Origin of the sequence: Dactylosporangium sp. CA-052675, assembly GCF_050947935.1 — a bacterium.
Lineage (GTDB): Bacteria > Actinomycetota > Actinomycetes > Mycobacteriales > Micromonosporaceae > Dactylosporangium.
Genome location: NZ_CP192010.1, coordinates 255,357 through 282,061, shown reverse-complemented (window position 1 = coordinate 282,061; position 26,705 = coordinate 255,357). Strand labels below are relative to the sequence as shown.

Here is a 26,705-nt window from a genome sequence, read left to right as displayed (position 1 = left end):
GCCTAGCGGGAGACCGGATAGATCAGCGCGACGGCCGTGGCGGCCAGCCCCTCGCCGCGGCCGGTGAACCCGAGGCCGTCGGTGGTGGTGCCGGACAGCCGCACGATCGCCCCCAGGGCGTCGTGCAGCACCCGCTCGGCCTCCGCCCGCCGCTTGCTGATCTTCGGCTTCACCCCGATGACCTGGACGGACACGTTGCCGATCTCGAACCCGGCCTGCCGGATCAGGCGCGCGGTCTCGCGCAGCAGCGTGACGCCCGAGGCGCCCGCCCACTCGGGCCGTGACGTGCCGAAGTTCGCCCCGAGATCACCCAGCCCGGCCGCGGAGAGCAGCGCGTCGCAGATCGCGTGCGCGGCGACGTCGCCGTCGGAGTGCCCGGCGAGCCCGTCGACGCCCTCCCACCGCAGCCCGGCGACCCAGCACTCGCGGCCGGATGCAAATGCGTGGACGTCGGTGCCGTTCCCGATCAACATCACGACGGGAGAGTACGACGTTTTGGTGCACAACCGTGAACCTTCGGTTGCCGAACTGACGCACGGGTCGGCATACGCGCGAATCGGGCCTAGGCTGGGTGGGGTGCGCAGCGATCAGACGACCCCGACGAGCACCGATCGGTGGTGGCGCACCGGAGCCGCGATTCGCTTCGGTCTGCTTGCCGTGATCGTGGTGTCCCTGTCCGTGGCGATCATCATTGCCCACCCGACCCGCTCGTCGCTGGCCCACGCGGTGGGCAGCAATCACCCCATGGCCCCGTTCATCGCGATCGGCGGCTCGGCCGTGCTCACCACCGCGCTCGCCCCCCGCACGCTGCTGGCCGGCGTGGGCGGGCTGGTGTTCGGTTTCGTGGGCGGGGCGCTCTACATCATGCTCGGCATCACCATCGGCGCGCTGATCGCGCACACGGTGGGCCGATGCCTGGGCCGCGAGTTCATGGCCCGCCACCTGAGCGGTCGCCTGCTCGCCATGGAGCAGGCCGTCGCCAAACGCGGGATGCTGGCGATCCTGATTTCCCGGATGGTACCGATCGTGCCCTTCGGCATCGCCAACTACGTGTTCGGGACGACGAGCGTGCGCATGGGCGCGTTCATCGCCGGCACGGTCGTGGGCGCTCTCCCGGCCACCCTGGCGTACTCGGCGCTCGGCTCGGCAACGGCCCGCGGCGACGCGGTGGGCATGTCGATCGCCGGCGCCATGATCGCGACGCTGGGCATCGGCGGGTCGGTCGGCAGCTTCCTGCTCTGGCGCCGCCGCCCGAAGAGGACGACGAACACGGCTCCCGCCGCGGCGTAAATCCCCACCGCGCCCAACAATTCGGAAATGTCGGAAATGCGCTCGGCAGCGGTGACCAACATGCGCCAGGCTGACGGCAAATGCGGCCGTACCAGCACGCAGCGCAGCGATGACAGCAGTGAGGCGCGAAAGGCGCCGCGATAGCAATAGTGGCGACGTGCGGGAGGCGCGGAGCGGCGACCGCCCCCGATCAGAGCAGCAGCGACGCCACAGCCAGGTCGAACGGCCGCGTGATCTTCAACGCCGCCTCGGACCCGGGCACGGTGTGCACCGGCACACCGATCCGCTCGGCCATCCCGGCGTCGTCGGTGTGCTCGTCGATCGCGGCCGAGTGCGCCTTCTCCAGGACCTCGCGCCGGAACCCCTGCGGCGTCTGCACCGCACGCAGGGAAGACCGGTCCACGGTCGCCACGACCGAGCCGGAATCCGAGACCTGCTTGATGGTGTCGACCACCGGAAGAACGGGTATGACGGCGCCGTGCCCCCCTCGCACCGCCGCCGCCACGGACTCCACCAGCTCCGGTGGGGTCAATGCGCGCGCCGCGTCGTGGACGAGCACGATGTCGAAACCCTCGGGGACCGCCGCGAGCGCCGCGGCGACCGAGGCCTGCCGGGTCGCCCCGCCGGGCACTACCGTGACCGGGGCCACGGGCTCCAAGAGCTCCGCGACGAAGGACACGGCATCGGCCGGCGCGGCGACCACGATGCAGCCGACGCTGGGCGCGAGCGCAAGACGCCGCACGGCGTGCACAAGAAGCGGCTCGCCACCCAGGAGGCGAAGTGCCTTGGGGCCGCCAGGTCCGAGTCGGACCCCCATACCGGCCGCAGGCACGAGGACCGCGACGTCACCACGCACAGACACGTGCGCCGTCACGTCGCGGTCCTCGATATCGAAGGGATAGCCAGGCTGGATTCGTCAGGCCTCGGTCAACACCTTGTCGAGCAGCGACTCCGCCTCGTCCTTGGTGCTCTTCTCGGCGAGCGCCACCTCGCCGACCAGAATGTCCCGCGCCTTGGCGAGCATGCGCTTCTCGCCGGCCGACAGACCACGCTCACGGTCGCGACGCCACAGGTCGCGAACGACCTCAGCAACCTTGAGCGGATTGCCGGAGGCCAGCTTCTCCAGATTCGCCTTGTACCGCCGCGACCAGTTGGTCGGCTCCTCGGTGTGCGGAGCGCGGAGGACGTCGAAGACCTTCGTCAGGCCTTCTTCGCCGACCACCTCGCGCACGCCGACGATCTCGGCGTTTTCGGCGGGCACCCGCACCGTCAGGTCACCCTGAGCGACCCTGAGGACGAGGTACTGCTTCTCCTCGCCCCTGATGACGCGAGTCTCGATTGCCTCGATGAGTGCGGCCCCGTGGTGGGGGTAGACAACGGTCTCGCCGACACTGAAAACCATAGGTTCGAAACCCCTTTCGCTGTGTCTAGGGTAACACGGTCACGCGCTGTCGTCCCACCCCAGAGAGCAGCATTCGCGCAGGTCAGAACACATGTGAGTCCCCTTTCTCCTGCTTGACAGGAAACGCCGGACCTGCTGTGTAGCGGATCAACAACCGGGAGCACGCACAAATGGCCTGGCAGTCGGACATATCCGATTGATTACGGCAAGTGTCCCTCGTAGTACGCCGCCGGTCCAGAACCGACACTCTGCGTGACGTGACCAGCGGCGGAGCGTAGATGATACGCATAGATCTCGATGGAGTCACCTCTGGCGCAGGACCCGAAGGTGAGGGAAAGTTGAGGCAGGTGCGAGGAGAACAGCGATGGGCGCGCTGCGGGATGACAACGGCGGTGGTGAGCGACCACAAGAGGGTGGTGGCCTCCCCGATCTCCCGCCTGAGTGGGGAACGATCATCATTCCCGACGATCCCGCCGCACTCGACGACGAAGGCGCACCGATCCGCCGGCAATTCCGCCGCGACGCAATCCGCCGGCGCTGGCGGCGGCGGCTGCACCTGAGGCCGAAGCCGGCCCGGCGCGCCACGGACGATTCACCCGGCCTCGTCGTACCGCTGCTGATCATGACGATCGCGATCATCGCGACCCTCGTGAGCCTGTTCGCCGTCGCGTGGCCGGGGCGCGCCCCGAAGACGAGTCCCAAGGTCGGGTCCCCGACGGCCGCCCCGGCCCTGGTGTCGCTGACCGGCGTGAGCCTCCAGGACCCGGAGGGCAAGCCGGTCGGGCTCGTGGAAATCTCCCCGGCCGTGGTGCTGCTCGTCGACGGCTGCTCCTGCGAGCAGCTCATCCGCAGCACCGTCGACGCGGTCGCGAAGGCGAAGAACACCGTCAAGGTCATCGTGGTCGCCGCCCGCCCGCCCACGCTGCCCGGCGGGCTCGGCGAAGGCGTGACCGTGCGCTCCCTCGCCGACCCGAACAACTCGCTGCGCGCCTCGGTGCCCGAGCTGGCCGGCGACCGGACCACCGCCGCGGTGCTCGTCAACTTCCACGGCAAGCTGGTGAAGGCGGTCCGGTCGGTGACGACGCCGAACTCGTTCGAGGCCGAACTGTCAGACCTGTAGGAGCACCCCGTAGAGGGTGAGGCCGGGGCCGAACGCGAGCGCGACCGTGGTGCGCGGCGGGCCGGCGGCGCGGCGGCGCAGGGCGTCGATGATCAGCAGTACCGTCGGCGAGGAGCAGTTGCCGTGCGCCGCGAGGGTGTCGCGGGACGGGGCCAGGGCCGACTCGGGCAGCGCCAGCTCGTCGCGGACGACGTCCAGGATTCGGGGGCCTCCGGGGTGTACCGCCCAGGCGTCCACGTCCCGGGCAGACATCCCGCGCGGGCGCAGCAGCCGCTCGACCAGGTCGGCGACGTAGATCGACAGCACGTCGGGCACCCGCGGCGACAGCCCCATGCGGAAGCCCAGATCGGTCACGTCCCACGTCATGTGATCCGCGGTGGCCGTGTCGGTGACCGCGGCGATGTCGGCCACGAGCGCGCCGGGGCCGTCCGGCACGAGTACCACGGCGGCCGCGGCGTCGGAGAACAGCGCGTGCGCCACGATCTGCTGCGGGTCGTCGGTGGGCGGCTGCACGTGCAGGCTGGTCAGCTCGAGGCAGAGCAGTACCGCGGGGCGCCCGCGCGCGGACACGTAGTCCGAGACGGCACCCAGCCCGGGCAGCGCCGCGTAGCAGCCCATGTGCCCGATGAACAGCCGCTGCGTGTCGTCCGCCATGCCCAGGTCGCGGGCGAGCAGGATGTCGAGGCCCGGCGTGGCGTATCCGGTGCACGAACACACCGCGAACAGCCCGATCTCGTCCGGGCGCAGTCCCGCGGCGTCCAGGGCGCCCGCGACCGCGTCCTTGCCGAGCGGGAGGGCCTCCGTGAGGTACCGATGCATGCGTTTGGCGGTCGACCAGGAGGACGCGTCCTCCAGCAACGGGTTGACCGCCCCGTGACGGGTGACGACGCCCGAGTTGGCGAAGATCCGTTTCGCCAGCCCGCGGCGGGGCCCCTCGTAGTGCCGCCCGAAGTAGCCGTCCCACACTTCGTCCTGGCGCATCTGACCGGGATACGTCACGTGCATCCCCGCTATGGCGGCACCCGTCACTGGCTCACCTTCCTGCCGCGCCCCTGGTAGAGGATCGCGGTCGAGAACGTCGGCACGATCGGCACACGGCCGCGGCGGGTCACCAGCCACCGGGCGAGCGAGGGCAGCGTCGGGCGCACGCCGCGGACGACCAGCGGCACCCCGTGGCGCGCGCACTCCGCCCGCAGCCGCCGCGGGTCCACGAACAGCGCGGGGTCGTGGATGCCGCGCACCGCGGGCACGACGGCCTCGGCGAGGCGCACGGCCACGAGTCGCGACAGGGCGGTGTCGGCGAGCGTGTCGAGCACGAGCCAGCCGCCCGGGCGCAGGATCCGGCACGCCTCCGCGACCACGCGCGGCAGGTCGGGGACGTGCTCCAGCAGTTCCCCGGCGCTGACGACGTCGGCGCTGCCGTCGGCGAACGGCAGGCGCCGCACGTCGGCGAGCACCGGGGTGACGCCGTGCGCGGCCGCCTGCTCGAGGCCGGACAGGACGAGGTCGACGCCGACGTGGGTGTACCCCTTGCCGGCCACGTGCGGCGCGAGCAGCCCGCCGCCGCAGCCGAGATCCACCAGCACGGCCCCGTCGCGCTCGGCGGGCGGGATCAGTCGCGCGCGGGCGCGCGCGAGCCAGTAGAGCATCGAGAGCGGGCTGCCGGGGCGCCACCATTCCCCGGCCAGGTCGTCGTACTGACCAGGGTCGTTGCGAGCGCGCCTCGGCGAGGGCATGAGACGAGCCTGACATGGGACCCCTCCGCCCGCCACACTTGCCGGATGTGGGTTGCGATCCCGCTCCTGCGGGCGAGTCATCCAGAGCCCGCCGCCGGGGTCACCGCGGTGGCCGTGCTCCTCTCCGTCGGGCTGGACCGGCCCCTCGGCGGGGTGATTTCGGCCGGGGCGGCGGTACTGGCGAGTCAGCTGTCGATCGGATGGGTCAACGACGCCCTCGACGCGGAGCGGGACGCCGCGGCCGGGCGCTCCGACAAGCCCGTGGCGGCCGGGAAGGTCTCCCGGCGGCTCGTGGCGGTGCTCGGCGCCGTCGCGGCCGTCGTGTGCGTGCCGCTGGGCTTCCTCTCCGGCTGGGCGGCGGGGCTGGTGTCGGCGCTCGCGCTCGCCTCGGCGCTGCTCTACGACTGGCCCCTGAAGTCGACGGTCGCCTCGGTCGTGCCGTACGCCGTCTCCTTCACCTGCCTGCCCGCGTTCATCGTGCTGGGCGCGGGGAAGACTCCGCCGCTGTGGCTGCTCGCCGCCGGCGGTCTGCTGGGCGCGGGCGCGCACTTCGTCAACACGCTGCCGGACCTCGACGCCGACGATCGCGCCGGGGTGCGCGGGCTCCCGCAGCGCCTCGGCCGCCGCGGGTCGCTGGCCGCGGCCGCGGTGCTGCTGCCGGCCGCCACCGCCGCGCTGGCGTTCGGTCCCCCCGGTCCGCCGCCGGTGCTGTTCTGGCCGGCGCTCGGGGTGTCACTCATCGCGCTTTCCTGGGGGTGGTACCGCATGAGTCGCGACACAACATCGCGGGCACCGTTCCTCGCCGTCATCGCCGTCGCCCTGATCGATGTGGTGTTTCTCCTGATCAGCGGCCTGAATCTGGATTGAGTCACCATTGCCAGGGTGCGCGTAATCCACCGATCAAGGGCATCTAGGCTGTAGTGCGGCTGCCCCTTGATTTGGAGGAATCACGGTGACGCGTTCGACTCAGGCCAAGCCGCCGGCTCGCCGCCGCACACTGCTGGGCGCCGCGCTCCTGGCAACGGCCGCGTTCGGCGTCGGCCTGCTCTCCGCCTGCGGCTCGGGTCAGGTCACCCAGACCGACCAGCAGACGGCCGCGGTGCCGGGCGTCAACGCCCAGAGCGCCGACGGCAAGATCGCGCTGCGCGACGGCGGCGTCGCCTACGCCGACCAGTACAAGCCCGGCTCGACGGTCCCGCTCAACATCCGGCTGTTCAACAACGCCGAGCAGACCGTGAAGCTGACCGGCGCGACCAGCGACAACGGCACGATCGTCCTCGTCGGTGGCCCGCAGCCGACCGCGGCTGCCAGCTCGCCGGCGGCGCCGGCCGTCCTCCCCTCCGGCAGCAAGAAGCCGTCCGGGTCGGCCTCCGAGCCGGTCGCCGCCGCGCCCTCGCCGGCGCCGACCTCCGCGGGCTCGTCGAAGATCGCCGTCAGCATCCCCGTCTCGGGGGTGGCGCTGCTCACCCACGGCAACGGCGGACAGTACCTGGCCGTCGACAAGCTGACCGGCGAGCCGCTGCTGCCCGGCGGCGCGCTGACCAACGTGACCTTCACGTTCACCTACGCCGACGGCAGCACCACCACGATGAAGCTGCCCAACCTGCCGATGATGCCGCCCGGCACGGCGCTGCCGAAGCCGAGCTCGGTCGTGCACGGCGAGGGCGGCGCGGAGTAAGCCCGGTTTTTTGTCGTACCCCTTCGTTAGGTTGGGGTCGTGACGAAGACCAAGGGCTCGATCTATCAGTGCGACGTCTGCGGGCATCGGCCACCCAAGTGGATCGGCCGGTGCCCGGAGTGCGGTGAGTGGGGGGCGATCCTCGAGCTCGCCGGGAGCGCCGCCGTCACCGGTCCGGCCGCCCTGCGCTCCGTGCCGTCCCGCGCGCCGCTCGAGCCCGCCCGCCCGATCGCCGAGATCAGCGCGGCCCCCGCCAAGGCCCGCCCGACCGGCGTCGGCGAGTTCGACCGCGTCCTGGGCGGCGGCATCGTCCCCGGCGGCGTGGTCCTCCTGGCCGGCGAGCCCGGCGTCGGCAAGTCCACCCTTCTGCTGGACGTGGCCCAGCAGTGGGCGCTGCAGGGCGAGAGCCCGTCGCTGGTCGTCAGCGGCGAGGAGTCCACGAGCCAGGTCCGCCTGCGGGCCGAGCGCATCGGGGCCCTGCACGAGCGCCTCTACCTGGCCTCGGAGACCGACCTCTCGGCCGTCCTCGGTCACCTCGACGCGGTGAAGCCCGGCCTGCTCATCCTCGACTCGGTGCAGACGGTCTCGGCCCCCGGCGTCGACGGAGTCGCGGGCGGTGTCACCCAGGTCCGCGCCGTCACCGCGGCCCTGGTCGCCATCGCCAAGGAGCGCGGCCTGGCCACCGTGCTGGTCGGCCACGTCACCAAGGACGGCAACGTCGCCGGGCCGCGCGTCCTGGAGCACCTCGTCGACGTGGTCCTCAACTTCGAGGGCGACAAGCACTCGTCGCTGCGCATGGTCCGCGGCCTCAAGAACCGCTTCGGCGCCGCCGACGAGGTGGGCTGCTTCGAGATGCACGAGGGCGGCATCACGAGCCTGCCCGATCCGAGCGGACTCTTCCTCACCCGCTACGCCGACGCCGTCTCGGGCACGTGCGTCTGCGTGGCCATGGAGGGCCGCCGCGCCCTCGTGACCGAGGTGCAGACCCTCATCGGCGCCCAGATGCCGGGCTCGCCCCGCCGCACCGTCTCCGGCCTCGACTCGGCCCGCCTGGCCATGGTCCTGGCCGTCCTGCAGCGCCGCGCGGGCATCCAGCTGCACGACCGCGAGGTCTACGCGGCGACCGTCGGCGGCCTGCGCGTCACCGAGCCGGCGGCGGACCTGGCCCTGGCGCTGGCCGCGGCCTCGGCGGCGCACGAGCTGCCCATGCCTCCGGACCTCGTGGCGCTGGGCGAGGTGGGGCTGACGGGTGAGGTCCGGCGGGTGGGCGCGGTTCCCCGCCGCCTGGCCGAGGCGGCGCGGCTCGGCTTCCGCTTCGCGCTGGTTCCGCCGGGCTGCGGGCCCGCGGCCACGGGGGTGACGCCGCCGGGCATGCGGGTGCTGGAGGTCAACGACGTGCGGACGGCCCTGCACTACGCGGTGAAGGCAACGGCGGAGGACGTCTAGGCGCCACCCTGCCGATCATGGCAGCCGGATGACGGCGGCGCGTCCGGCGCGTAGCGCGTGGCGAGGTCACGCCAACGCCCGCGCTGGCCGAAGCGGCGTTCCACGACGTCGCGCCGGGCCGGTGCGCCCGACCGCCTCAGCGATCCGGCGGCCCCCGGTCAGAGTCAGACGTAGCGCTCCAGGATCGAGGCCTCCGCGAGCCGGGACAGCCCCTCGCGGACGCCTCGGGCGCGGGCGTCGCCGACGCCCTCGACGGCCTGCAGGTCCTCGACGGTCGCGCCCAGCAGCCGCTGCAGGCTGCCGAAGTGCTCCACGAGCCGGTCCACGACGAGGCTCGGCAGCCGCGGCACCTTCGCCAGCAGGCGGAAGCCGCGCGGGGAGACGGCCGCGTCCAGGGCGTCGCTCGCCCCCGGGTAGCCGAGGGACTTGGCCACCGCCACCAGGTCGATCAGCTCCGTCGCCGTCAGCGCGTCGAGCTCGTCCAGCGCGAAGTCGGACGAGCGCGTGCGGCGCCCCGCGGGGATGTAGTCGCGGATGACCAGGGTCCGGTCGGCCTCCACGCCGGCCATGAGCTCCTCGAGCTGCAGGGCCAGCAGCCGGCCGTCGGTGCCGAGCTCCACGACGTAGCCCGCGATCTCGTCCGCGATCCGGCGCACCATCTCCAGGCGCTGCACCACGGCCACCGCGTCGCGGACGGTGACGAGGTCCTCGATCTCCAAGGCGGACAGGGTGCCGCTGACCTCGTCGAGGCGCAGCTTGTAGCGCTCCAGCGTCGCCAGCGCCTGGTTGGCCTTCGACAGGATGGCGGCCGAGTCGTCGATGACGTGACGCTGGCCGTTGACGTAGAGCCCGATGATCCGCATCGACTGGCTCACCGAGATCACCGGGTAGCCGGTCTGCTTCGCGACCCGCTCGGCGGTGCGGTGGCGGGTGCCGGACTCCTCGGACGGGATCGTCGGGTCGGGCATGAGGTGCACGGCCGCCCGGACGATTCTGGTGCCGTCACTCGACAGGACGACGGCGCCGTCCATCTTGCACAGCTCGCGCAGCCGAGTCGCGGAGAACTCGACGTCCAGCGGGAAGCCGCCGGTGCAGATCTGCTCGACCACGCGGTCGTGGCCGAGCACGATGAGGGCGCCGGTCCGGCCGCGCAGGATGCGCTCCAGGCCGTCACGCAGCACGGTGCCCGGGGCCATCAGGGCCAGGGTCGCGCGCAGAGGGTCGGCGCCGGGCAGCGCGGCGGCCCAGCCCCCGATGAGGCCGGTGTTGGCGGCGCCCCTGCCGGGCTCGCGGTCAATCGGCACTCGCACAGTCTACGGATGCCCGGTCACCAGGTGCTGGTGCGGTATCGACCCAGCCCGTAGAGTGGTCGGATGCCCTCCACAAATGGACGGCGGTTGATTTTCGAAAGCCAAGGGGTTTCTCGCCGGTGGCCGGTCCGGAGCGGATCGAGTGGCGACGGAGTTTTCCGTCCCGGTCTCTAGGAACCCTGGCGTGGTATGCCGTGTCGGCGACGCTCGCCGTCCTGCTCGTCCACGCGCTGTTCGGCGACGAACCCGAGACGCTGGACTCGGGCGCGCCCAACCCGCTCGCCGACGTTGTCGTGTGGACGGCCGGCCTGGCCCTGGTGGGAGCGGTGCCGATCGCGCTCGCGGTGGTGCGCCGGCCGCGGGTCGGGGCCAACCACTTCGCGCTCACCCTGCGGCCCGGCTGGGTGCGCACGCTCGTCCTGCCCTGGTCGCGGGTCGGCGAGGTGGCGGCGATCGAGGTGAGCGACGAGCGGTTCCTGGTCGTACGGCTGCTGGAGGGCCTCGACCGCACCGGCACCGACCCGGCCTGGATCGACCAGAACGTGCTGCGCGAACTGGCCAGGCTCGACGAGCGGCGGACGCGGGGCGTCGGGGTGGCGGTGCGCCTGCGGGACTTCAACGGCACGCCCGACGGTCAGCTCGCCGCCCTCGCCGCGTTCGCCCCCGACCAGGTGCAGATCGCGAACAAGCTTTGACGGCGGCAGGACTCGGGTCCGCGGTGGTGCGGACCGTCGCTCCCGCCAGGCACCGCTGGGCGCTGCGCGCCGACGCTGCCAGGTCCGCGGCTGGTCACCCTGGCCTGATGTCACTGCCTCGGCACCGTCAGGTCAGCTGGACCTGAACGGGTTCGCTGAGCTTGGTGTCGAGCCGGCCGACCAGCTCGTACTTGCCCGCCGGCGGCGTCTCCCGGTTCACGCAGCCGTTGTTCGTCGCCTTCCCGCTCCACGTGGTGCTGAACTGCACCTCGATGCCGGGCTTCAGCACCGTCAGCTGGCTGCCGTGCGGCGGGTCGCACGCGTCTGAGGACCAGATCTTGCTGGCCGCGACCTGGAGGTACAACTCCTGGGAATCGGCGCCGAGATCTCGCACGCAATCGTGGGTCGCGACGTTCTTGATCTTCAGGAAGAACTTCAGGTAGGCGCCCCGGAACTGCACCGCCTGCTCGGGCGAGGCCACGAGTGTCAGGTCGGCGTCGGCGCACGGCGGCACCGTGGCGCTGGGCGCCGGCGGCGCGGCGGCCGAGGAGGAGACCGGCGGGGCCACGGAATCGGGCGCTCCGCCGGTCGTCGGCACCTGGATCGTCACCGTCGGTGTCGGCTCGCCGGTCGCCGGGCCGGCCGAGGCCGCGGCCGGAGTGCGTTTCTGGTCGTCACCGCCGCTGCCGCCGCAGGACGCCCACAGCATCAGGGACGCGACGACGAGCACGCCACCGATGATCGCCCGGCGCCGCCAATAGACGCCTGCGGGCAGTGGGCCAACCGTCAGCTTCATGATGCACTCACCGTATCGAGGGAATGCCCCGAGGTCGGGAAGGCTCGCCGCTCAGAGATAAACCTTCCGGGCATATACCGCATGCGCCCCCGCGACCCGATCGAGGAACAGCAGCCCGGCGCAGTGGTCGATCTCGTGCTGCAGGGCCCGCGCCTCGAAGGCGTCCGTCGTGATCTCGATCTCCTCGGTACCGCCCGGTGCATACCCCGCCACCACGAGCCGGTTGGCCCGCTTGACGTCGCCGGTGAGATCCGGCACCGACATGCACCCCTCGCGGCCCTTCTGCCACTGGGACGCCTCGACGATCCGGGCGTTGCACAGGACGAAGGCGCCGTGCACCGTACGCGCCTTGGGATGCCCGGTGACGTCCACGGCGAACACCTGCGCGCCGACGCCGACCTGTGGCGCGGCCAGCCCGACGCAGCCGGGCGAGACGCGCATGGTGGCCAGCAGATCCTCGGCGAGCTGGAGGATCTCGGGATCGGCCGGGTCGACGGGCTCGGCCGCGGTGCCGAGAACCGGTGCGGGCGCGCGAACAACAGGCAGAACCGCCCCGCTCACGCCGCCACCTCCGCGGCCGCCCGGTGCTCGGCCCCGGCGTCGCACTGCCGGCGAACTGCTGCGCCGCATTGCCCGGCCTCGGCGTCGCACTGCCGGCAAACCGCCGCGCCGCATTGCCCGGCCTCGGCGTCGCACTGCCGGCAAACCGCCGCGCCGCATTGCCCGGCCCCGGCGTCGCACTGCCGGCAAACCGCTGCGCCGCATTGCTTGCCCGCGGCGTCGCACTGCCGACCGCCCGGCGCGTCGAGGCCCCGACGCCGAGCCGCTGCGCCGCGTCGCCCGGCCCCGGCGTCGCACTGGCGACCGCTCACAAGAGATCCGCGTCGGCCGGGCGCATCGAGACCTCGACGCCGAGCCGCTGCGCCGCGGTGCGCAGGGCCTCGTCGAGCCGCTCGGCGTCGGTGACGTCGACCTCGGCGACGATCACGTACAGGCTGCCGGAGAGCCGCGTCGTGAGGTCGGTGATGTTGCCGCCGCACTCGGCGACGGTGCGGGCCAGCGTCGCGACGATCCCGAGCCGGTCGGCGCCGTGCACGGTGACGACGTGGTGGGTGCCGGCGGGCTCGTAGACGGGCTCCTCCACGACCCCGCGCACGGTCACCAGCAGCGTCCGCTCGGCGGTGAGCGGCTCCAGCGCCGCCTCGATCTCCGCGCCGGCCGGCGGCCCCGAGCACACCAGCGTCATCGCGAAGTGTCCGCGCAGGCGGGTCATGGTCGAGTCGGTCAGGTTGAGGCCAAGGCGGGCCAGGATCTCGGCGACATCGGCGATGATGCCGGGCCGGTCGTGGCCGATGACCGTGACGGCGTACTCGTTCACAAGCTATATCCTTGCGTATCGCCAGTCACCCGAATGCACAGACCGCCATCGCGTCCACCCTGACGCGGTGGTACAACGCCAACGCCCGCGACCTCGCCTGGCGCCGGCCCGGCGCCTCCCCGTGGGGCGTCCTCGTCTCCGAGGTCATGCTCCAGCAGACCCAGGTGTCGCGGGTCGAGCCGGCCTGGGAACGCTGGATGGAGCGCTGGCCGACGCCGGCGCACCTGGCCGCCGACCCACCCGGCGAGGCCATCCGCGCCTGGGACCGCCTCGGCTACCCGCGCCGCGCCCTGCGCCTGCACGCGTGCGCGACCGCGATCGTGGAGCGGCACGGCGGCGTGGTGCCCGACGACGTGGAGGCGCTGCTCGCGCTGCCCGGCATCGGCGTCTACACGGCCCGAGCCGTGGCCGCGTTCGCCTTCCGCCAGCGCCACCCCGTCGTCGACACGAACGTGCGCCGCGTCGTGGCCCGCGCGGTCGCCGGCACCGCGGACGGCGGCGCGAACACCACGCCCGCGGACCTGCGCGCCGTCGAGGTCCTGCTGCCGGAGGACCACGAGGCGGCGGCCCGCGCCTCGATCGCGTTCATGGAGCTGGGCGCGCTCGTCTGCACGGCCCGCGCGCCGCGCTGCGCCGAGTGCCCGCTGACCGCCGTCTGCGCGTGGCGGCTCGCCGGTTCGCCGCCGTCGGACGAGAAGGGTCGGCCCTCGCAGCGGTACCACGGCACGGACCGATACGTCCGCGGGCTGCTCATGGCCGTCCTGCGGGCGAGCGACGACCCGGTCCCCGCGGAGCGCCTCGACGCCGTGTGGCCCGACGCCGACCAACGCCGGCGCGCGCTGGACGGCCTGCTGGTCGACGGGCTGGTGAACCGGCGAGCCGATACGTACACCCTGCCCGGCTGAACCACCGACTCCCCACGGCCTTGCCGCACCCGCACATACGCGCTGGGCGTCCGGCGCAGAGCGTCCCGACCCAGAACGGCCGACGCGGACCGGCCGACGCGGAACGGCCCGCACGGAACGGCCCGCACGGAACGGCCCGCACGCAACGGCCCGCACGGAACGATCGGCACCCGCGCGTGACCGGCCGGCGCGAGGCGGGCGTCAGCGGCCGACCAGCCCCGCGTGCGTGACGACACGCTCGTCAGCGGGCTCGCGAATGTCGGGAGAAGACGTACACCCCGCCGGGTTAGGTTGCAGCCCCTTCGGGTGGCGTTATTCACCGGAGCAGATGCCCAAAAGGGGTGGCCCTTTGCGCGAATTCCAACGCTAATCTCAGGTTCGTGCTTGTTACCGGCAGAACGGGCCGCCTCGGGGCGCTGATCGGCGTGGTCACCGCGCTGGCGCTCGCGGTCACCGCCTGCGACGACGAGGCCGCACCCGGCCATTCCCAGCTCCACGGCAGCGGCTCCAGCGCCTCGGCGTCGGCCGCGCCCGGCGCCTCCACCGCATCCGGCACCGACGCCGCCGCCGACGGCGCACCCCCGGCCTCCGGCTCGGCGAACCCGAACGCGAACGCGAACGGCGCGCCGGGCGCGACGAAGACCACCCAGGCCCCGCCGCCCGGGAACACCTTCGCGGGCCGCCTGCCCAAGTTCGGCGCGGTCCCGACCCCGGTGCGCGTCAACTTCCCGGAGAGCGGCGCGGGCGCGGCCTACTACTCCCGCATCCCCACCGACCAGCCGGTGGCGTTCCTGACCATCGACGACGGCTGGGTGAAGCGCCCGGAGGCCCTCGAGCTCCTGCGCGAGTCGGGCGTGAAGGTCACCCTGTTCCTGACCATCAACGCGATCCGCGACAACCCGGGCTACTTCAAGGAGCTCCGCGACGCCGGCGCCGACATCGAGGCGCACACGCTGACGCACCCGAACCTCAAGGGCAAGTCGTACGACTTCCAGAAGCGCGAGATCTGCGGCTCGGCCGACCAGCTCGCCGGGCTGTACGGTCAGCGCCCCAAGCTCTTCCGCCCGCCCTTCGGCGACAAGGACTCGACCACGCTGAAGGTGGCCCGCGACTGCGGTCTGCAGGCCGGCTTCTTCTGGAAGGAGACGGTGGACAAGGGGATCGTCCGCTACCAGGAGGGCCAGTCCGTGCAGAAGGGCGACATCATCCTGATGCACTTCCGCGACCGCTTCGTGGACGACTTCATCGCGGCGCTGCAGGCCATCTCGAACGCCGGCCTGACCCCGGCCCTGCTGACCGATTACATGCCGGCCGCCTAGTTCGACAACGCCACCCGCGCGATACCCACGGCCCGCCCGCCCGCGAAAACTTCGCCATCCGCGCCGCACCCACCGCCCGAACGCAAAACGGCGCCGTCCACGGCACCCCACCGCCCGCGCGCGAAAAACGGCGCCGTCCGCGGAAACGGTGCCGTCCGCGGAAACGGTGCCGTCCGCGAGAACTAGCGGCCCTGACCGGGAACGGCCATGAAGCCGCCGGCCAGACGTTCTGCTTCGGCGGCGCTCAAGGGCAACTCCGCCCTGAGCGCCGCCTTCCATCCCTGCGGAACAACGAACCAGCCGGGCCGGCGCAACAGCCCTTGCACGAAAGGCGCAACGGGCCCGAGGTCCTCGGTGATGTCGAGCCGGTCGGCGGTACGCGCGTCGAGCCCCGGCAGCGCCGCCATCCGCCGCACCAGCTCGCGGTCGTGCTCGGTGAGCCCCGCGACGACGGCCGGAATCAGGTACTCGGCGAGCCCCAACTCGGACCGGGCCAGCGCGACCAACCGCTGCCGCCGCTTGGGGGCCGGATGCTGGGCGAGCCAGGCGGCCGCGAGCGATACGAGCCCGGGCCACCCGTTGGTCAGCAGGTGCAGATCGGGCGCGAGCGCGTCGGCCGCCTCGGCGTCGCCGAACGCGGCGGCCAGCACCTGGTAGGTCTCGTCCTCGGCGAACCCCAGCTCACGAGCCGAGACCCGGACGACCCCGGCGATCTCGGGATCGTGCTCGACGGCCACCACGACGCCCCGCCGCCCCCTGAGCGCCGCGACGTCCTGGGCCGTCGCCGAGTCGACGGCCACGATCCCGTCGTCGGGCACCGCGTCCAGCGACTCGCACGCGAGGTCGACGAAGACTCCGCCGCGCCCGACCACCCAGGCGTCGAGCAGCGTGCTCTTCCCGGCCCCCGTACCGCCTACGAGCACCACCGTCTCGTCGGCGTCATCCAGCCGGGCCATCAGCCCGGGCCGAGCGATGGGCCGCCCCGCCGCCCGGCGCACGAACCGTCCGGACTCAAACGGGAACCGCCCCTTACTCACGCCGCGCAACATACCGTCCCGGTCGGGAGATCGCGCATTTCGAGTCTCTTGTACGACTGAAGAACCCGACAAACTCCCCCTTCACGCATCGAATAGACGCCGCACGCAAAAGGGCAAGAACGCGACGCGCAAATCGCCGCATGGCCGAAAAGCGAATGGAACGGCAGGCATTCCGAAGCGGACGAGTCCGCAATCGGAAGCGACGCGCCGGCGCCGGGCGGAACCGGTCATCCGCGGCGAAACCGGCCGCAACGACAGGCCCGGCACGGGAGGCGGACCGGGCGAACGACCGAGCGGAAGGCAAGGCGACCGAGCGGAAGGCAAGGCGACCGAGCGGAAGGCGGGCCGCACCAAAGGCCGAGGCCGCGCTGCGAAGGATTCGCGGCGCGGCCTCGGGACGTGCAGGCAGTGCGATAGTGCGGTGGTGCGTGACGGTCGGGACGCGTCAGGCCGAGGCCTCGTCCGAGCCGCCGCCGGCCAGCTCGGCCGGCACCGCGTCGGGCACGGCGCCCGGGCGGTCCGCCCCGTTGAAGACCAGCTTGGACTTCTCGAACTGGGCCGGGTCGCCCTCGCAGTCGATGACCACGATCTGGCCCGGGCGCAGCTCGTTGAACAGGATGCGCTCGGACAGCGAGTCCTCGATCTCGCGCTGGATCGTGCGACGCAGCGGCCGCGCGCCCAGCACCGGGTCGTAGCCCTTGTTCGCCAGGAACTTCTTGGCGTTGTCCGTCAGCTCCAGACCCATGTCCTTGTTGCGCAGCTGGGTCTCGATCCGGGCGATCATCAGGTCGACGATGCCGAGGATCTGGTCCTGCATGAGCTGGTGGAAGACGATCGTGTCGTCGATGCGGTTGAGGAACTCCGGGCGGAAGTGCTGCTTCAGCTCGTCGTTGACCTTCTGCTTCATCCGCTCGTAGTTCGACTCGTTGTCCTCCGACGCCTGGAAGCCCAGGGACACGGCCTTGGCCACGTCGCGGGTGCCCAGGTTGGTGGTCAGGATGATCACCGTGTTCTTGAAGTCCACGATGCGGCCCTGACCGTCGGTGAGCCGGCCGTCCTCCAGGATCTGCAGGAGGGTGTTGAACACGTCCGGGTGGGCCTTCTCGATCTCGTCGAAGAGCACCACCGAGAACGGACGCCGGCGGACCTTCTCGGTCAGCTGGCCGCCCTCGTCGTAGCCCACGTATCCGGGGGGCGCACCGACGAGTCGGGACACCGTGTACCGGTCGTGGAACTCGGACATGTCGAGCTGGATGAGCGCGTCCTCGGAGCCGAAGAGGAACTCGGCGAGCGCCTTGGACAGCTCCGTCTTCCCCACGCCGGACGGGCCGGCGAAGATGAACGAGCCGGACGGGCGCTTCGGGTCCTTCAGGCCGGCCCGGGTGCGCCGGATCGCCTTCGAGACCGCGCGGACCGCGTCCTCCTGGCCGACGAGGCGCTTGTGCAGCTCGTCCTCCATGCGGAGCAGGCGGGCCGTCTCCTCCTCGGTCAGCTTGTAGACCGGGATGCCGGTCCAGTTCGCGAGGACCTCGGCGATCTGCTCGTCGTCGACCTCGGACACGACGTCGAGGTCGCCGGCCTTCCACTCCTTCTCGCGCTGCGCCTTCTGCCCGAGCAGCTGCTTCTCCTTGTCCCGCAGCTGCGCGGCGCGCTCGAAGTCCTGCGCGTCGATCGCGGACTCCTTGTCGCGGCGGACCTGGGCGATGCGCTCGTCAAAGTCGCGGAGGTCTGGCGGCGCGGTCATCCGGCGGATGCGCATCCGGGCCCCGGCCTCGTCGATCAGGTCGATCGCCTTGTCCGGCAGGTAGCGGTCGGAGATGTAGCGGTCGGCGAGGGTCGCCGCGGCCACCAGGGCGGCGTCGGTGATCGTCACCCGGTGGTGCGCCTCGTAGCGGTCCCGCAGGCCCTTGAGGATCTCGATGGTGTGCGCCAGCGACGGCTCACCCACCTGGATCGGCTGGAAGCGCCGCTCGAGGGCGGCGTCCTTCTCGAGGTGCTTGCGGTATTCGTCCAGCGTGGTCGCGCCGATCGTCTGCAGCTCGCCACGGGCCAGCATCGGCTTGAGGATGCTCGCCGCGTCGATGGCGCCCTCGGCGGCACCCGCACCGACGAGCGTGTGGATCTCGTCGATGAACAGGATGATGTCGCCGCGGGTGCGGATCTCCTTGAGCACCTTCTTGAGGCGCTCCTCGAAGTCACCCCGGTAGCGGGAGCCCGCGACCAGCGCACCCAGGTCGAGGGTGTAGAGCTGCTTGTCCTTGAGGGTCTCGGGCACCTCGCCCTTGACGATCCGCTGGGACAGCCCCTCGACCACGGCGGTCTTGCCGACGCCGGGCTCGCCGATGAGCACGGGGTTGTTCTTGGTGCGGCGGGAGAGCACCTGCATGACCCGCTCGATTTCCTTCTCCCGGCCGATGACCGGGTCGAGCTTGCCCTCGCGAGCGGCCTGGGTGAGGTTGCGACCGAATTGGTCGAGCACCAGGCTCGTGGACGGAGCGGCCTCGCCGGGGGCGCCGGTGCCGGCCGCGGCCGGCTCCTTGCCCTGGTAGCCGGAGAGCAGCTGAATGACCTGCTGGCGGACCCGGTTGAGGTCGGCGCCCAGCTTCACCAGCACCTGGGCCGCGACGCCCTCACCCTCCCGGATCAGGCCGAGGAGGATGTGCTCGGTTCCGATGTAGTTGTGCCCGAGCTGCAGGGCCTCCCGCAACGACAGCTCCAGCACCTTCTTGGCGCGTGGCGTGAACGGGATGTGCCCGCTCGGCGCCTGCTGGCCCTGGCCGATGATCTCCTCGACCTGCTGGCGGACACCCTCCAGCGAGATGCCGAGGCTCTCGAGCGCCTTGGCCGCCACGCCCTCACCCTCGTGGATGAGGCCGAGCAGGATGTGCTCGGTGCCGATGTAGTTGTGGTTGAGCATCCGGGCTTCTTCCTGCGCCAGGACGACAACCCGTCGTGCTCGGTCGGTGAACCGCTCGAACATCCCTGCTCCTCACGTGCCGTGTCCGTCGCCGCCGCTTCTCGCGGAACCCCGTATCAGGGGGTCGCCACGCCGAAGCTCTGTCGGACGCCAACGTGACCGTGCCATCACTCTATCGCCGCGGGCCGACTCATTGCGGGGTGTGCGGCGTTGCCGCACCCCACAATCGGTCGCCGGAACCCCCGGTCCTTGGCTGCCTACCCTCCGGGAACCACGTGTACCCGGCGCTTTCGACCAACGTTCGCACCCGCCGGCATGTTCCTGCACCCCCGCCCGTACGCCAAGAGCGAAATCGGACTCCCGGATACACAACACCCACCGTAACCGAACCGCTACGGTGGGTGTCTGAAGCGTCTAGAATCGTACGGGCCGCGACAAACGGCGCTATCGCCCCGCTTCGGCGTTGAAACGGTCGACGATTTCCTGCTTGATGCGACCACGGTCGGACACCTTGATGCCCTTGTTCTGCGCCCATTCCCGAATCGCCTTGTTCTGCTCGCGATCCGCCGCGGCGCCGCCCCGGCCACGGGCGCTGGCCGCGCGGCCGCCGACCACCACGCCACCCCGCCCGACCTTGGTTCCAGCGGAGAGGAAGGGGCCGAACGCATCGCGCAGCTTCGTTGCGTTCTTCTTGGACAGGTCGATCTCGTACTGCACGCCGTCGAGCGCGAACTTCACCGTCTCGTCGGCTTCTCCGCCGTCGAGGTCGTCGACCAGCACGTGGATGGTCCGCTTGGCCACTGTCGTATTCCCTTCGAGGAAGCCCGCCCCGCGTTGTGCGAATGCAAAGATAACGTAGTAAGGCCGCGCCGCGTCAACGGTACGCCGAAACTGAGCGTTCGCACCAAGGCCAAAGGGTTCGTTTCCCTGTCGCAATGGACGACGGATTCGCGAGGGCGATGTCCGAGGTCGGGTGCGGGGTGAGTGCCCCGGTGACAGGTTCAGGAATAGCTCACAAGCAATATGCAACGTACAGATCCGTGTCGAGCGCATTGCTATGTGTGACGAGCCGGAGAATGACCGGCGGCGTACGGTTGGCGACGTGGACTTGAGCAAACACGCGTCTTCGTTCGGGGCGGCCGCCGACCTCTACGACCGGATCCGCCCGCGCTATCCCCTCGAGGCCCTCCGCTGGGCGCTGGGCCCGCGGCCGGCCGAGGTCGTGGACCTGGGCGCCGGGACGGGCATTCTGACCCGCCAGCTGCGCGAGCTCGGGCACCACGTCGTCGCGGTCGAGCCCGACGACGAAATGCGCAGGCAGATCGACGGCGACGTGCGCGCGGGCAGCGCCACCGCCATTCCCGTCGAGGCGGAAAGCCAGGATGCGGTCACCGCCGGGCAGGCCTATCACTGGTTCGCCGGTGAGCCCGCCCACACCGAGATCGCCCGGGTGCTGAGGCCGGGCGGCTGGTTCATCCCGATCTGGAACGTCCGCGACGAATCGGTGCCGTGGGTCGCCGAGCTGTCCGACGTTTTCGACGGCCACCGCGCCCGCTCGGCGATCGACGAGCGCACGATGACGCCCGAGCAGTTCGGGCCATTGTTCGGCCGCGCCGAACTCGGGCTCTTCCGCTGGAGCGCCACACACACGACGGAGTCGCTGGTCGACCTGATCAAGTCGCGCTCGTATTACCTCGTGTCCGACGCCGCCACCCGGGCGGAGCTGGAACAACGGGTGCGCGAGCTCACCGCGGCGCACTTCGAGGCCGGCGAGCGCTTCGAGCTGCCGTACGTCACATACACGTACCGCGCCGAAAAGCTCTAGGTGTTTCGCTCGAAGATCAGGCGCAGCCCGATGAGCGTGAGCATCGGCTCGTGATGCGTCACACTCTGGCACTCCCCGATCACGATCGAGGCGAGGCCACCGGTCGCGACCACGGCCTTCACGTCGCCACCGAGCTCCGCGGTGACTCCGCGCACGACCCCGTCGACCTGGCCCGCGAACCCGTAGACGACGCCGGACTGCAGGCACTCGACGGTGTTCTTGCCGATCACCCGCGGCGGCTTGACCAGCTCGACCTTGCGCAGCTGGGCCGCGCGCCCGGCCAGCGCGTCGACCGAGATCTCGATCCCCGGGGCGAGCACGCCGCCCAGGAACTCGCCCCGGGCCGACACCACGTCGAAGTTGGTCGAGGTGCCGAAGTCGACCACGATCGAGGGGCCGCCGTAGAGCGTGTAGGCGGCCAGAGTGTTCGCCACGCGGTCGGTGCCGACCTCTTTCGGGTTGTCGATGGCCAGCTGGACGCCGGTCCGGACCCCGGGTTCGACGATGACGGTGGGCACGTTGCCGTAGTACCGCTGCAGCATCGTGCGCAGCGAGCGCAGTGCGGCGGGCACGGTCGAACACGCCGCGATGCCGGTCAGGGACACCGCGTCGGTGGCCAGCAGTCCCCGGTAGAGCAGCCCGAGCTCGTCCGCGGTGGCGCGCGAGTCGGTCTTGATCCGCCAGGAGTGAACGATCTTCTCACCCTCGAACGTGGCGAGCACCGTGTTGGTGTTCCCGATGTCGATGCACAGCAGCACCCCGGAAGCCTAACCAACGACAGTTCAATTACGATCGCGTGCCAATGATCCCCAACGCCCGCGTGCTGCTCGCGCTGCTGCCGGTGCTCACGCTGGCGTTCGCGGCGGTCGCGCTGCGTCCACGGGCCGAGTCCGATCGCGCCCTGATGATCATCCGCGCCGCGATCGCCGTCGCCGCCGGTTCGGTGCTCACCGCCGAGCTGTTTTCGCTGGTCCATTGGATTTCGCCGGTACCGTTCGCGCTCGCCTGGCTCGCCGCCGCCCTCGTCACCGGGTGGCTCGCGTGGCGCTCGCTGCCCGACAAAGCGCGGAAAGTCACAAAAAATCCGGCCCAGTGGTGGCCGAGGCGCTCGTCCGCGGGTGCGCCCGACGACGGAGAGCACGGTTCAGAAGGCGGTGCAGAGCGCGGCCGGTGGCTGGTGGCCGGCCTGCGGGTCGCCGTCGGGCTGCTGGTGGCCAGCGAGCTCGTGCTGGCCCTCGCGAGCTCGCCGAACAACTTCGACTCGAACTCCTACCACCTGGCCAAGATCGAGCACTGGGTCGCCGACGGCAGCCTCGGCAACTTCGCCACCGTGCAGACCCAGCAGATCATCCTGGTGCCCGGGGCCGAACTGCTCCTGCTCCATCTGCGGCTGCTGACCGGCTTCGACGGGCAGTACAACCTGCTGCAGTGGGCCGCGGGGCTGCTCGGCGCCCTGGCCGTGGCCCGCTGCGCCCGCCAGCTCGGCGCCGGGCGGGTCGGCCGCTGGCTGACCGCGGCCGTGTACCTCACCGCGCCCGCCGTCGCGCTGGAGTCCACGAGCACCCAGAACGACCTGGTGGTGACCGCCTGGGTCGCCTGCGCCGCGACCCTCGCCCTGGACGCGCGCCGAGCCCTCGCACCGCGCCGAGCCCTGGCACCCGACCCGCGCGAGGCAACGACCGCGCCCGTCGTTCCGCGCGAGGCAGCCACCGCGCCCGGTCCGCGCGAGACAACCGCGGCGCCCGACCCGCGCGAGGCAGCCACCGAGCCGGTCCCGCGCGCGGCAGTCATCGTGCCCGGCGCGCGACAAGCTTCCGCCGACGAAACGCTCGAACCCGGCGCGGCTCCCGCGGCCGGCGCGCGTGAGATCCCGGCGGCGACCGAAGCCGCTGGTCGAACCCCGGTGGACTGGCCGGACGTGCTCGGGCTGGCCGGGGCCGCGGGGCTGGTCATGGTGACGAAGTCCACCGGCGCCATGGCGCTGCTGCCGGTGCTCGCCTACTGGGGCGTCTGCCGGTTGCGCCGGAAGAGCTTCAAGCAGGTGTCGTACGGCCTGTGCTCCGTCATCCTCGCCACCGCTGCCCTCGCGGGACCGTCGCTGCTGCGGGTGCACGACGCGTTCGGATCGCCGTTCGGGCCGCCGGGCTACCGCGAGGCGCTGTCCAACACCCGCCACGACCCGCCCGCGATCCTCGTCAACGGGCTGAGGCTCGGCGCCTCGACGCTGCTGACCCCGGTCGCGGGGATCAACGAGGCGATCGGCGGCTCGGTGGTGCGCATCGCCGGCGCGGTGGGCGTGGACCCGAACGACCCCGGCATCACCCAGTGGCGCAGCGTCTTCCCCGGCGACCGCTGGAAGCCCGACGAGGACCGCTCCCCGTATCCGGTCCAGTCCGCGCTCGTGCTGCTCGGCACCGTGGCCGGTCTCTGCTGGCGCCGGACCCGCGGCTACGCGCTGCTCGTCCTCGGCGCGCTGGTCGCCACCGCCGCGATCGTGAAGTGGCAGGACTGGGGCAACCGCCTGATCCTGCCCGCCTTCGCGGTGGCCGCCCCGCTGGCCGGCTACGCGCTCGAGCGGGCCTTCAGGATCGAGCGGGCCGCGCTGCGGCGGGCGCTCGGTGCCCTGGTGGTGCTGGCGATGCTGACCGGGGCCGCGCACGGGTTCGTCGCGGTGTACTACGGCCAGCCGCGCCGGCTCGTCGGGCACGGCTCGGTCTTCACGCTCGACGACTGGCAGGAGCGCTTCGCGCGGATGCCGGAGCAGGCGGCGAGCTACCGCACGGCGATCGACCAGGTGCGGGCCAGCGGGGCGAAGCGGGTGGGACTGGTGCTGGAGGGGGACCTCTGGGAGTACCCCCTGCAGATCGAGCTGCGCGACAAGGAGCTGGTCGAGCTCGAGTCGGAGGTGCCCGGACATCCGGCCGGGGACGTCACATCGGTCGATGCGGTCATCTGCGTGAGCAGCGCCGAGCGCTGTCATCAGATCGTGCCGGCAAGCTGGCAGTACAACCGCATCGACCAATATGTGGTGACGGTCTTCCCGAACCGTTAGTGCAGGCGCAGGTCCATGGCGATGTCGAGGATCGGCGAGGAGTGGGTCAGGCCGCCCACGGAGAGATAGTCGACGCCCGTGGCCGCGTACTCGGCCGCCGTGGCCAGGGTCAGGTTCCCGGTCGCCTCGAGCTCCGCGCGGCCGCCGACGGCGCTGACGACCTCGCGCAGGGTCTCCGGCCGCATGTTGTCCAGCAGCAGGAAGCTCGCGCCGGCGGTGACCGCCTCGACGGCCTCGCCGACGGTGGTCACCTCGACCTGGACGGGGACGTCGGGGAAGGTGGCGCGCACCCGCTCGTACGCGGCCGTGATCCCGCCCGCGGCCAGCTTGTGGTTGTCCTTGATCATGGCGACGTCGTAGAGGCCCATGCGCTTGTTGGTGCCGCCGCCCGCGCGGACCGCGTACTTCTCGAGGATGCGCAGGCCCGGCGTGGTCTTGCGGGTGTCGAGCACCAGCGCCTTGGTGCCCTCCAGCAGATCCGCCCAGCGCCGGGTGTGGGTGGCGACGCCCGACATCCGGCAGAGCAGGTTGAGCGCCGAGCGCTCGGCGGTGAGCAGGCCCCGGGTCGGCCCGTGGATCGTGGCGAGGACGTCGCCGCGCACGACGCGGTCGCCGTCACGCTTGCGGACCTCGGCGGTGATGCCGGTCGAGGCCGCCTCGAAGACCGCGACGGCGACCCAGAGGCCGGCGACGACCCCGTCCGCGCGGGCGACGATGTCGGCGTCGTCGGTCTGGTTCTCGGGGATCGTGGCCACGCTGGTGACGTCCAGCCGGTCCGGCCCGAGGTCCTCGTTCAGGGTGCGCTGGACGATCTCCTCGACCGCCACGGGATCGAGTCCGACCTTGCGCAGTTCGGCCTCGGTCTGCAACTTCACGCGTCCTCCCAGGTCTCCGTGAGTGCGCCGGCATCGTCGAGGGCGGCGAGGAAGTGCCCCCGGAACACGTCGCTGGCGTCGGGAAAGTCCTCGCGCCAGTGGCAGCCCCGGGTTTCCTGCCGCTGCGTTGCGGCCGCGACCAGGGCACTGGCGACGGTGAGCAGGTTGGTGGCCTCCCAGGCGGCCACGTTCCCGGTGGCTTTCGGGTCTCCGTCGAGCGAAAGCTTGGTGAGCGCCTGTGCGGCGTGCTCCAGCGAGTCGGCGCTGCGCAGCACCGAGGCGTGGGCGGACATGGCGGCCTGCAGCTGCGGGCGGATGGCGGGCTCGGCCGACCAGGCGGGCAGGTCCAGGGCGATCGGCTCGGCCTGCGGCGGCAGGTCGCGGGCGATGTCCTCGGCGATGCGGCGGGAGAAGACCAGCCCCTCCAGCAGCGAGTTGGACGCCAGGCGGTTGGCGCCGTGGACGCCGGTGCAGGCGACCTCGCCGCACGCGTACAGGCCGGGGATCGAGGTGCGGCCGTGCAGGTCGGTGCGCACGCCCCCGGAGGCGTAGTGGGCGGCGGGCGAGACGGGGATCAGGTCGGCCGCGGGGTCGACGCCGGCGGCGCGGCAGGAGGCGACGATGGTCGGGAAGCGCGCCTCGAGGAACTCGCGGCCCAGGTGGCGGGCGTCGAGCCAGACGTTGCTCGTGCCCTCGGCCCGCATGACCCGGTAGATGCCCTTGGCGACCACGTCGCGCGGGGCCAGCTCGGCGAGGTCGTGCTTGCCGACCATGAACCGGTTGCCGTCGCCGTCGCGCAGGTAGGCGCCCTCGCCCCGCAGCGCCTCGCTCACGAGCGGCTGCTGCGAGTCGCGGTTGCCCAGCGCCAGCGCGGTCGGGTGGAACTGCACGAACTCCAGATCGGTGACCCGCGCCCCGGCCCGCAGCGCGAGCGCGACGCCGTCGCCGGTGGAGACGATCGGGTTGGTGGTCGCGGCGAAGATCTGCCCCATGCCGCCGGTGGCGAGCACGACCGCCCGGGCGTGGACGGCGCCGACGCCGTCCTCGGCGCCCTCGCCGAGGACGTGCAGCGTCACGCCGCAGGCCCGCCCGTTGGCGTCGGTGAGCAGGTCGAGCACCAGCGCGTGCTCGATGAGGCGAATCCAGGGATCACGGTGTACCGCCGCGTGCAGCGCCCGCTGCACCTCGGCCCCGGTCGCGTCCCCGCCGGCGTGGATGATCCGGTTGGCGTGGTGCCCGCCCTCGCGCGTCAGCATGAGCGAGCCGTCGTTGTTCCGGTCGAACTCGGCGCCCCACCGGATCAGCTCCCGGACCCGGGTCGGCCCCTCACGCACCAGCACGTCGACGGCGGCCGCGTCGCACAGCCCGACCCCGGCCACGAGCGTGTCCTGCGCGTGCGCCTCGGGCGTGTCGAGCGGGTCGAGCACCGCGGCGATCCCGCCCTGCGCCCACCGCGTCGACCCGTCATCGATGTTGACCTTGGTAACGACGGTGACGTGGAGCCCGGCCTCGCGCAGGTGCAGCGCGGCGGTCAGCCCCGCGACGCCGGACCCGATGACGACGACGTCGGTCGGCTCCGCCCAGCCGGGCGGTGGCCCGGCAAGCCGGCGCGGGACGATCGGCCCGTTCATGCCTGCTGTCATCACTACAGTCAACATCACTCACCCGTGCGGCGGGTGGTGATGCTCGTCGCCCTCCCGTAACGGCCCGTTCGTCTGTTTCCACGAACTCGGCCCTGCTCTTCCACGCTATTGCGCGACCGCCGCCGTGCACACGCTTGCGGTCGGTGAGGCTCAGGCCAACGGGCGCGGGGCGGCGCCGCACTCGGAGAGCCGGTGGGGCTCAGACCACCGGGAATGGGGCGTCGCCGCACTGGAGGGCCGGTGGGGTTCAGCCCGGCGGGAGCGGGGCGTCGCCGCGCTGG

At 71.8% G+C, this 26,705-nt stretch carries 25 protein-coding genes; 10 read left to right on the top strand and 15 right to left on the bottom strand.

Annotated elements, in window-relative coordinates; all coding sequences use genetic code 11:
* Positions 1 to 2: 2 nt before the first annotated feature.
* Positions 3 to 473 carry a 2-C-methyl-D-erythritol 2,4-cyclodiphosphate synthase gene (gene ispF, locus ACQP1P_RS01295; protein ID WP_433089776.1) on the bottom strand — a complete coding sequence of 157 codons (471 nt, stop codon included), beginning with the start codon at positions 471 to 473 and terminating at the stop codon, positions 3 to 5.
* Between ispF and ACQP1P_RS01290 the strand changes: the two genes are divergently transcribed.
* Positions 454 to 1,290 carry a TVP38/TMEM64 family protein gene (locus tag ACQP1P_RS01290; protein ID WP_433082278.1) on the top strand — a complete coding sequence of 279 codons (837 nt, stop codon included), beginning with the start codon at positions 454 to 456 and terminating at the stop codon, positions 1,288 to 1,290. The two genes, ispF and ACQP1P_RS01290, sit on opposite strands and share 20 nt — an antisense overlap.
* A 190-nt stretch (positions 1,291 to 1,480) precedes the next feature.
* Here ACQP1P_RS01290 and ispD read toward each other — a convergent pair whose 3' ends face one another.
* Positions 1,481 to 2,107: a 2-C-methyl-D-erythritol 4-phosphate cytidylyltransferase gene (gene ispD, locus ACQP1P_RS01285; RefSeq protein ID WP_433089774.1), complete on the bottom strand. Its 627-nt coding sequence runs from the start codon at positions 2,105 to 2,107 to the stop codon at positions 1,481 to 1,483.
* A gap of 99 nt (positions 2,108 to 2,206) precedes the next feature.
* On the bottom strand, positions 2,207 to 2,692 hold the full coding sequence (locus ACQP1P_RS01280; RefSeq protein WP_432983890.1) for a CarD family transcriptional regulator: 486 nt from the start codon (positions 2,690 to 2,692) through the stop codon (positions 2,207 to 2,209).
* A 622-nt stretch (positions 2,693 to 3,314) separates the two neighbouring features.
* Here ACQP1P_RS01280 and ACQP1P_RS01275 point away from each other — a divergent pair.
* Complete coding sequence (locus ACQP1P_RS01275; RefSeq protein WP_433082277.1) at positions 3,315 to 3,812, top strand: hypothetical protein; 498 nt, start codon at positions 3,315 to 3,317, stop codon at positions 3,810 to 3,812.
* On the opposite strand, the gene ACQP1P_RS01270 is transcribed toward ACQP1P_RS01275, so the two are convergent.
* Positions 3,801 to 4,817 carry a type III polyketide synthase gene (locus tag ACQP1P_RS01270; RefSeq protein WP_433089772.1) on the bottom strand — a complete coding sequence of 339 codons (1,017 nt, stop codon included), beginning with the start codon at positions 4,815 to 4,817 and terminating at the stop codon, positions 3,801 to 3,803. The two genes, ACQP1P_RS01275 and ACQP1P_RS01270, sit on opposite strands and share 12 nt — an antisense overlap.
* Before the next feature lie 20 nt (positions 4,818 to 4,837).
* A complete protein-coding gene (locus ACQP1P_RS01265; protein WP_433082275.1) occupies positions 4,838 to 5,548 on the bottom strand; it encodes a methyltransferase domain-containing protein in 711 nt (236 codons plus the stop codon).
* Positions 5,549 to 5,593: 45 nt separating this feature from the next.
* On the opposite strand from ACQP1P_RS01265, the gene ACQP1P_RS01260 reads away from it, so the two are divergent.
* The 3 genes from ACQP1P_RS01260 to radA all read left to right on the top strand — a co-directional run bounded on the left by ACQP1P_RS01260 (position 5,594) and on the right by radA (position 8,672).
* Positions 5,594 to 6,415, top strand: a complete 822-nt coding sequence (locus tag ACQP1P_RS01260; protein ID WP_433082273.1) for a UbiA family prenyltransferase — start codon at positions 5,594 to 5,596, stop codon at positions 6,413 to 6,415.
* Between the two features lie 85 nt (positions 6,416 to 6,500).
* The gene (locus tag ACQP1P_RS01255; RefSeq protein ID WP_433082271.1) at positions 6,501 to 7,226 is read left to right on the top strand and encodes a hypothetical protein; all 726 of its coding nucleotides are present in this window, start codon (positions 6,501 to 6,503) and stop codon (positions 7,224 to 7,226) included.
* Between the two features lie 39 nt (positions 7,227 to 7,265).
* A complete protein-coding gene (gene radA, locus ACQP1P_RS01250) occupies positions 7,266 to 8,672 on the top strand; it encodes a DNA repair protein RadA (RefSeq protein WP_433082269.1) in 1,407 nt (468 codons plus the stop codon).
* A gap of 164 nt (positions 8,673 to 8,836) precedes the next feature.
* Here the strand turns inward: radA and disA are convergent, their stop codons facing one another.
* On the bottom strand, positions 8,837 to 9,976 hold the full coding sequence (disA, locus tag ACQP1P_RS01245; protein ID WP_433082267.1) for a DNA integrity scanning diadenylate cyclase DisA: 1,140 nt from the start codon (positions 9,974 to 9,976) through the stop codon (positions 8,837 to 8,839).
* A 200-nt stretch (positions 9,977 to 10,176) separates the two neighbouring features.
* Here disA and ACQP1P_RS01240 point away from each other — a divergent pair, with 200 nt between their 5' ends.
* The gene (locus tag ACQP1P_RS01240) at positions 10,177 to 10,677 is read left to right on the top strand and encodes a hypothetical protein (RefSeq protein ID WP_433082266.1); all 501 of its coding nucleotides are present in this window, start codon (positions 10,177 to 10,179) and stop codon (positions 10,675 to 10,677) included.
* A gap of 127 nt (positions 10,678 to 10,804) precedes the next feature.
* Here ACQP1P_RS01240 and ACQP1P_RS01235 read toward each other — a convergent pair whose 3' ends face one another.
* The 3 genes from ACQP1P_RS01235 to ACQP1P_RS01225 all read right to left on the bottom strand — a co-directional run bounded on the left by ACQP1P_RS01235 (position 10,805) and on the right by ACQP1P_RS01225 (position 12,851).
* The gene (locus ACQP1P_RS01235; RefSeq protein ID WP_433082264.1) at positions 10,805 to 11,473 is read right to left on the bottom strand and encodes a hypothetical protein; all 669 of its coding nucleotides are present in this window, start codon (positions 11,471 to 11,473) and stop codon (positions 10,805 to 10,807) included.
* Positions 11,474 to 11,524: 51 nt separating this feature from the next.
* A complete protein-coding gene (gene def / locus ACQP1P_RS01230) occupies positions 11,525 to 12,079 on the bottom strand; it encodes a peptide deformylase (protein WP_433082263.1) in 555 nt (184 codons plus the stop codon).
* A 262-nt stretch (positions 12,080 to 12,341) separates the two neighbouring features.
* On the bottom strand, positions 12,342 to 12,851 hold the full coding sequence (locus ACQP1P_RS01225) for a glycine cleavage system protein R (RefSeq protein WP_433082261.1): 510 nt from the start codon (positions 12,849 to 12,851) through the stop codon (positions 12,342 to 12,344).
* A 17-nt stretch (positions 12,852 to 12,868) separates the two neighbouring features.
* Here ACQP1P_RS01225 and ACQP1P_RS01220 point away from each other — a divergent pair, with 17 nt between their 5' ends.
* A complete protein-coding gene (locus ACQP1P_RS01220) occupies positions 12,869 to 13,756 on the top strand; it encodes an A/G-specific adenine glycosylase (protein ID WP_433089770.1) in 888 nt (295 codons plus the stop codon).
* 380 nt (positions 13,757 to 14,136) lie between these two features.
* Positions 14,137 to 15,075, top strand: a complete 939-nt coding sequence (locus tag ACQP1P_RS01215; RefSeq protein ID WP_433082259.1) for a polysaccharide deacetylase family protein — start codon at positions 14,137 to 14,139, stop codon at positions 15,073 to 15,075.
* A gap of 182 nt (positions 15,076 to 15,257) precedes the next feature.
* Here ACQP1P_RS01215 and ACQP1P_RS01210 read toward each other — a convergent pair whose 3' ends face one another.
* The 3 genes from ACQP1P_RS01210 to ACQP1P_RS01200 form a co-directional block, all read right to left on the bottom strand.
* Positions 15,258 to 16,112: a hypothetical protein gene (locus ACQP1P_RS01210; RefSeq protein ID WP_433082257.1), complete on the bottom strand. Its 855-nt coding sequence runs from the start codon at positions 16,110 to 16,112 to the stop codon at positions 15,258 to 15,260.
* 445 nt (positions 16,113 to 16,557) lie between these two features.
* Positions 16,558 to 19,092 (bottom strand): ATP-dependent Clp protease ATP-binding subunit, encoded by a 2,535-nt coding sequence (locus ACQP1P_RS01205; RefSeq protein WP_433082255.1) that lies wholly within the window; start codon positions 19,090 to 19,092, stop codon positions 16,558 to 16,560.
* A 381-nt stretch (positions 19,093 to 19,473) separates the two neighbouring features.
* A complete protein-coding gene (locus ACQP1P_RS01200) occupies positions 19,474 to 19,830 on the bottom strand; it encodes a histone-like nucleoid-structuring protein Lsr2 (protein ID WP_433082253.1) in 357 nt (118 codons plus the stop codon).
* Between the two features lie 256 nt (positions 19,831 to 20,086).
* Between ACQP1P_RS01200 and ACQP1P_RS01195 the strand changes: the two genes are divergently transcribed.
* Positions 20,087 to 20,854, top strand: a complete 768-nt coding sequence (locus tag ACQP1P_RS01195; RefSeq protein WP_433082251.1) for a class I SAM-dependent methyltransferase — start codon at positions 20,087 to 20,089, stop codon at positions 20,852 to 20,854.
* Here the strand turns inward: ACQP1P_RS01195 and ACQP1P_RS01190 are convergent.
* The gene (locus ACQP1P_RS01190) at positions 20,851 to 21,612 is read right to left on the bottom strand and encodes a type III pantothenate kinase (protein ID WP_433082250.1); all 762 of its coding nucleotides are present in this window, start codon (positions 21,610 to 21,612) and stop codon (positions 20,851 to 20,853) included. The genes ACQP1P_RS01195 and ACQP1P_RS01190 overlap by 4 nt on opposite strands.
* A 44-nt stretch (positions 21,613 to 21,656) precedes the next feature.
* Here ACQP1P_RS01190 and ACQP1P_RS01185 point away from each other — a divergent pair, with 44 nt between their 5' ends.
* On the top strand, positions 21,657 to 23,906 hold the full coding sequence (locus ACQP1P_RS01185; RefSeq protein WP_433082248.1) for a hypothetical protein: 2,250 nt from the start codon (positions 21,657 to 21,659) through the stop codon (positions 23,904 to 23,906).
* Here ACQP1P_RS01185 and nadC read toward each other — a convergent pair.
* Positions 23,903 to 24,781, bottom strand: a complete 879-nt coding sequence (gene nadC / locus ACQP1P_RS01180) for a carboxylating nicotinate-nucleotide diphosphorylase (protein ID WP_433082247.1) — start codon at positions 24,779 to 24,781, stop codon at positions 23,903 to 23,905. The genes ACQP1P_RS01185 and nadC overlap by 4 nt on opposite strands.
* Complete coding sequence (locus ACQP1P_RS01175; protein WP_433082245.1) at positions 24,778 to 26,424, bottom strand: L-aspartate oxidase; 1,647 nt, start codon at positions 26,422 to 26,424, stop codon at positions 24,778 to 24,780. Before ACQP1P_RS01175 ends, nadC begins: the two co-directional genes overlap by 4 nt.
* Positions 26,425 to 26,705 lie beyond the last annotated feature (281 nt).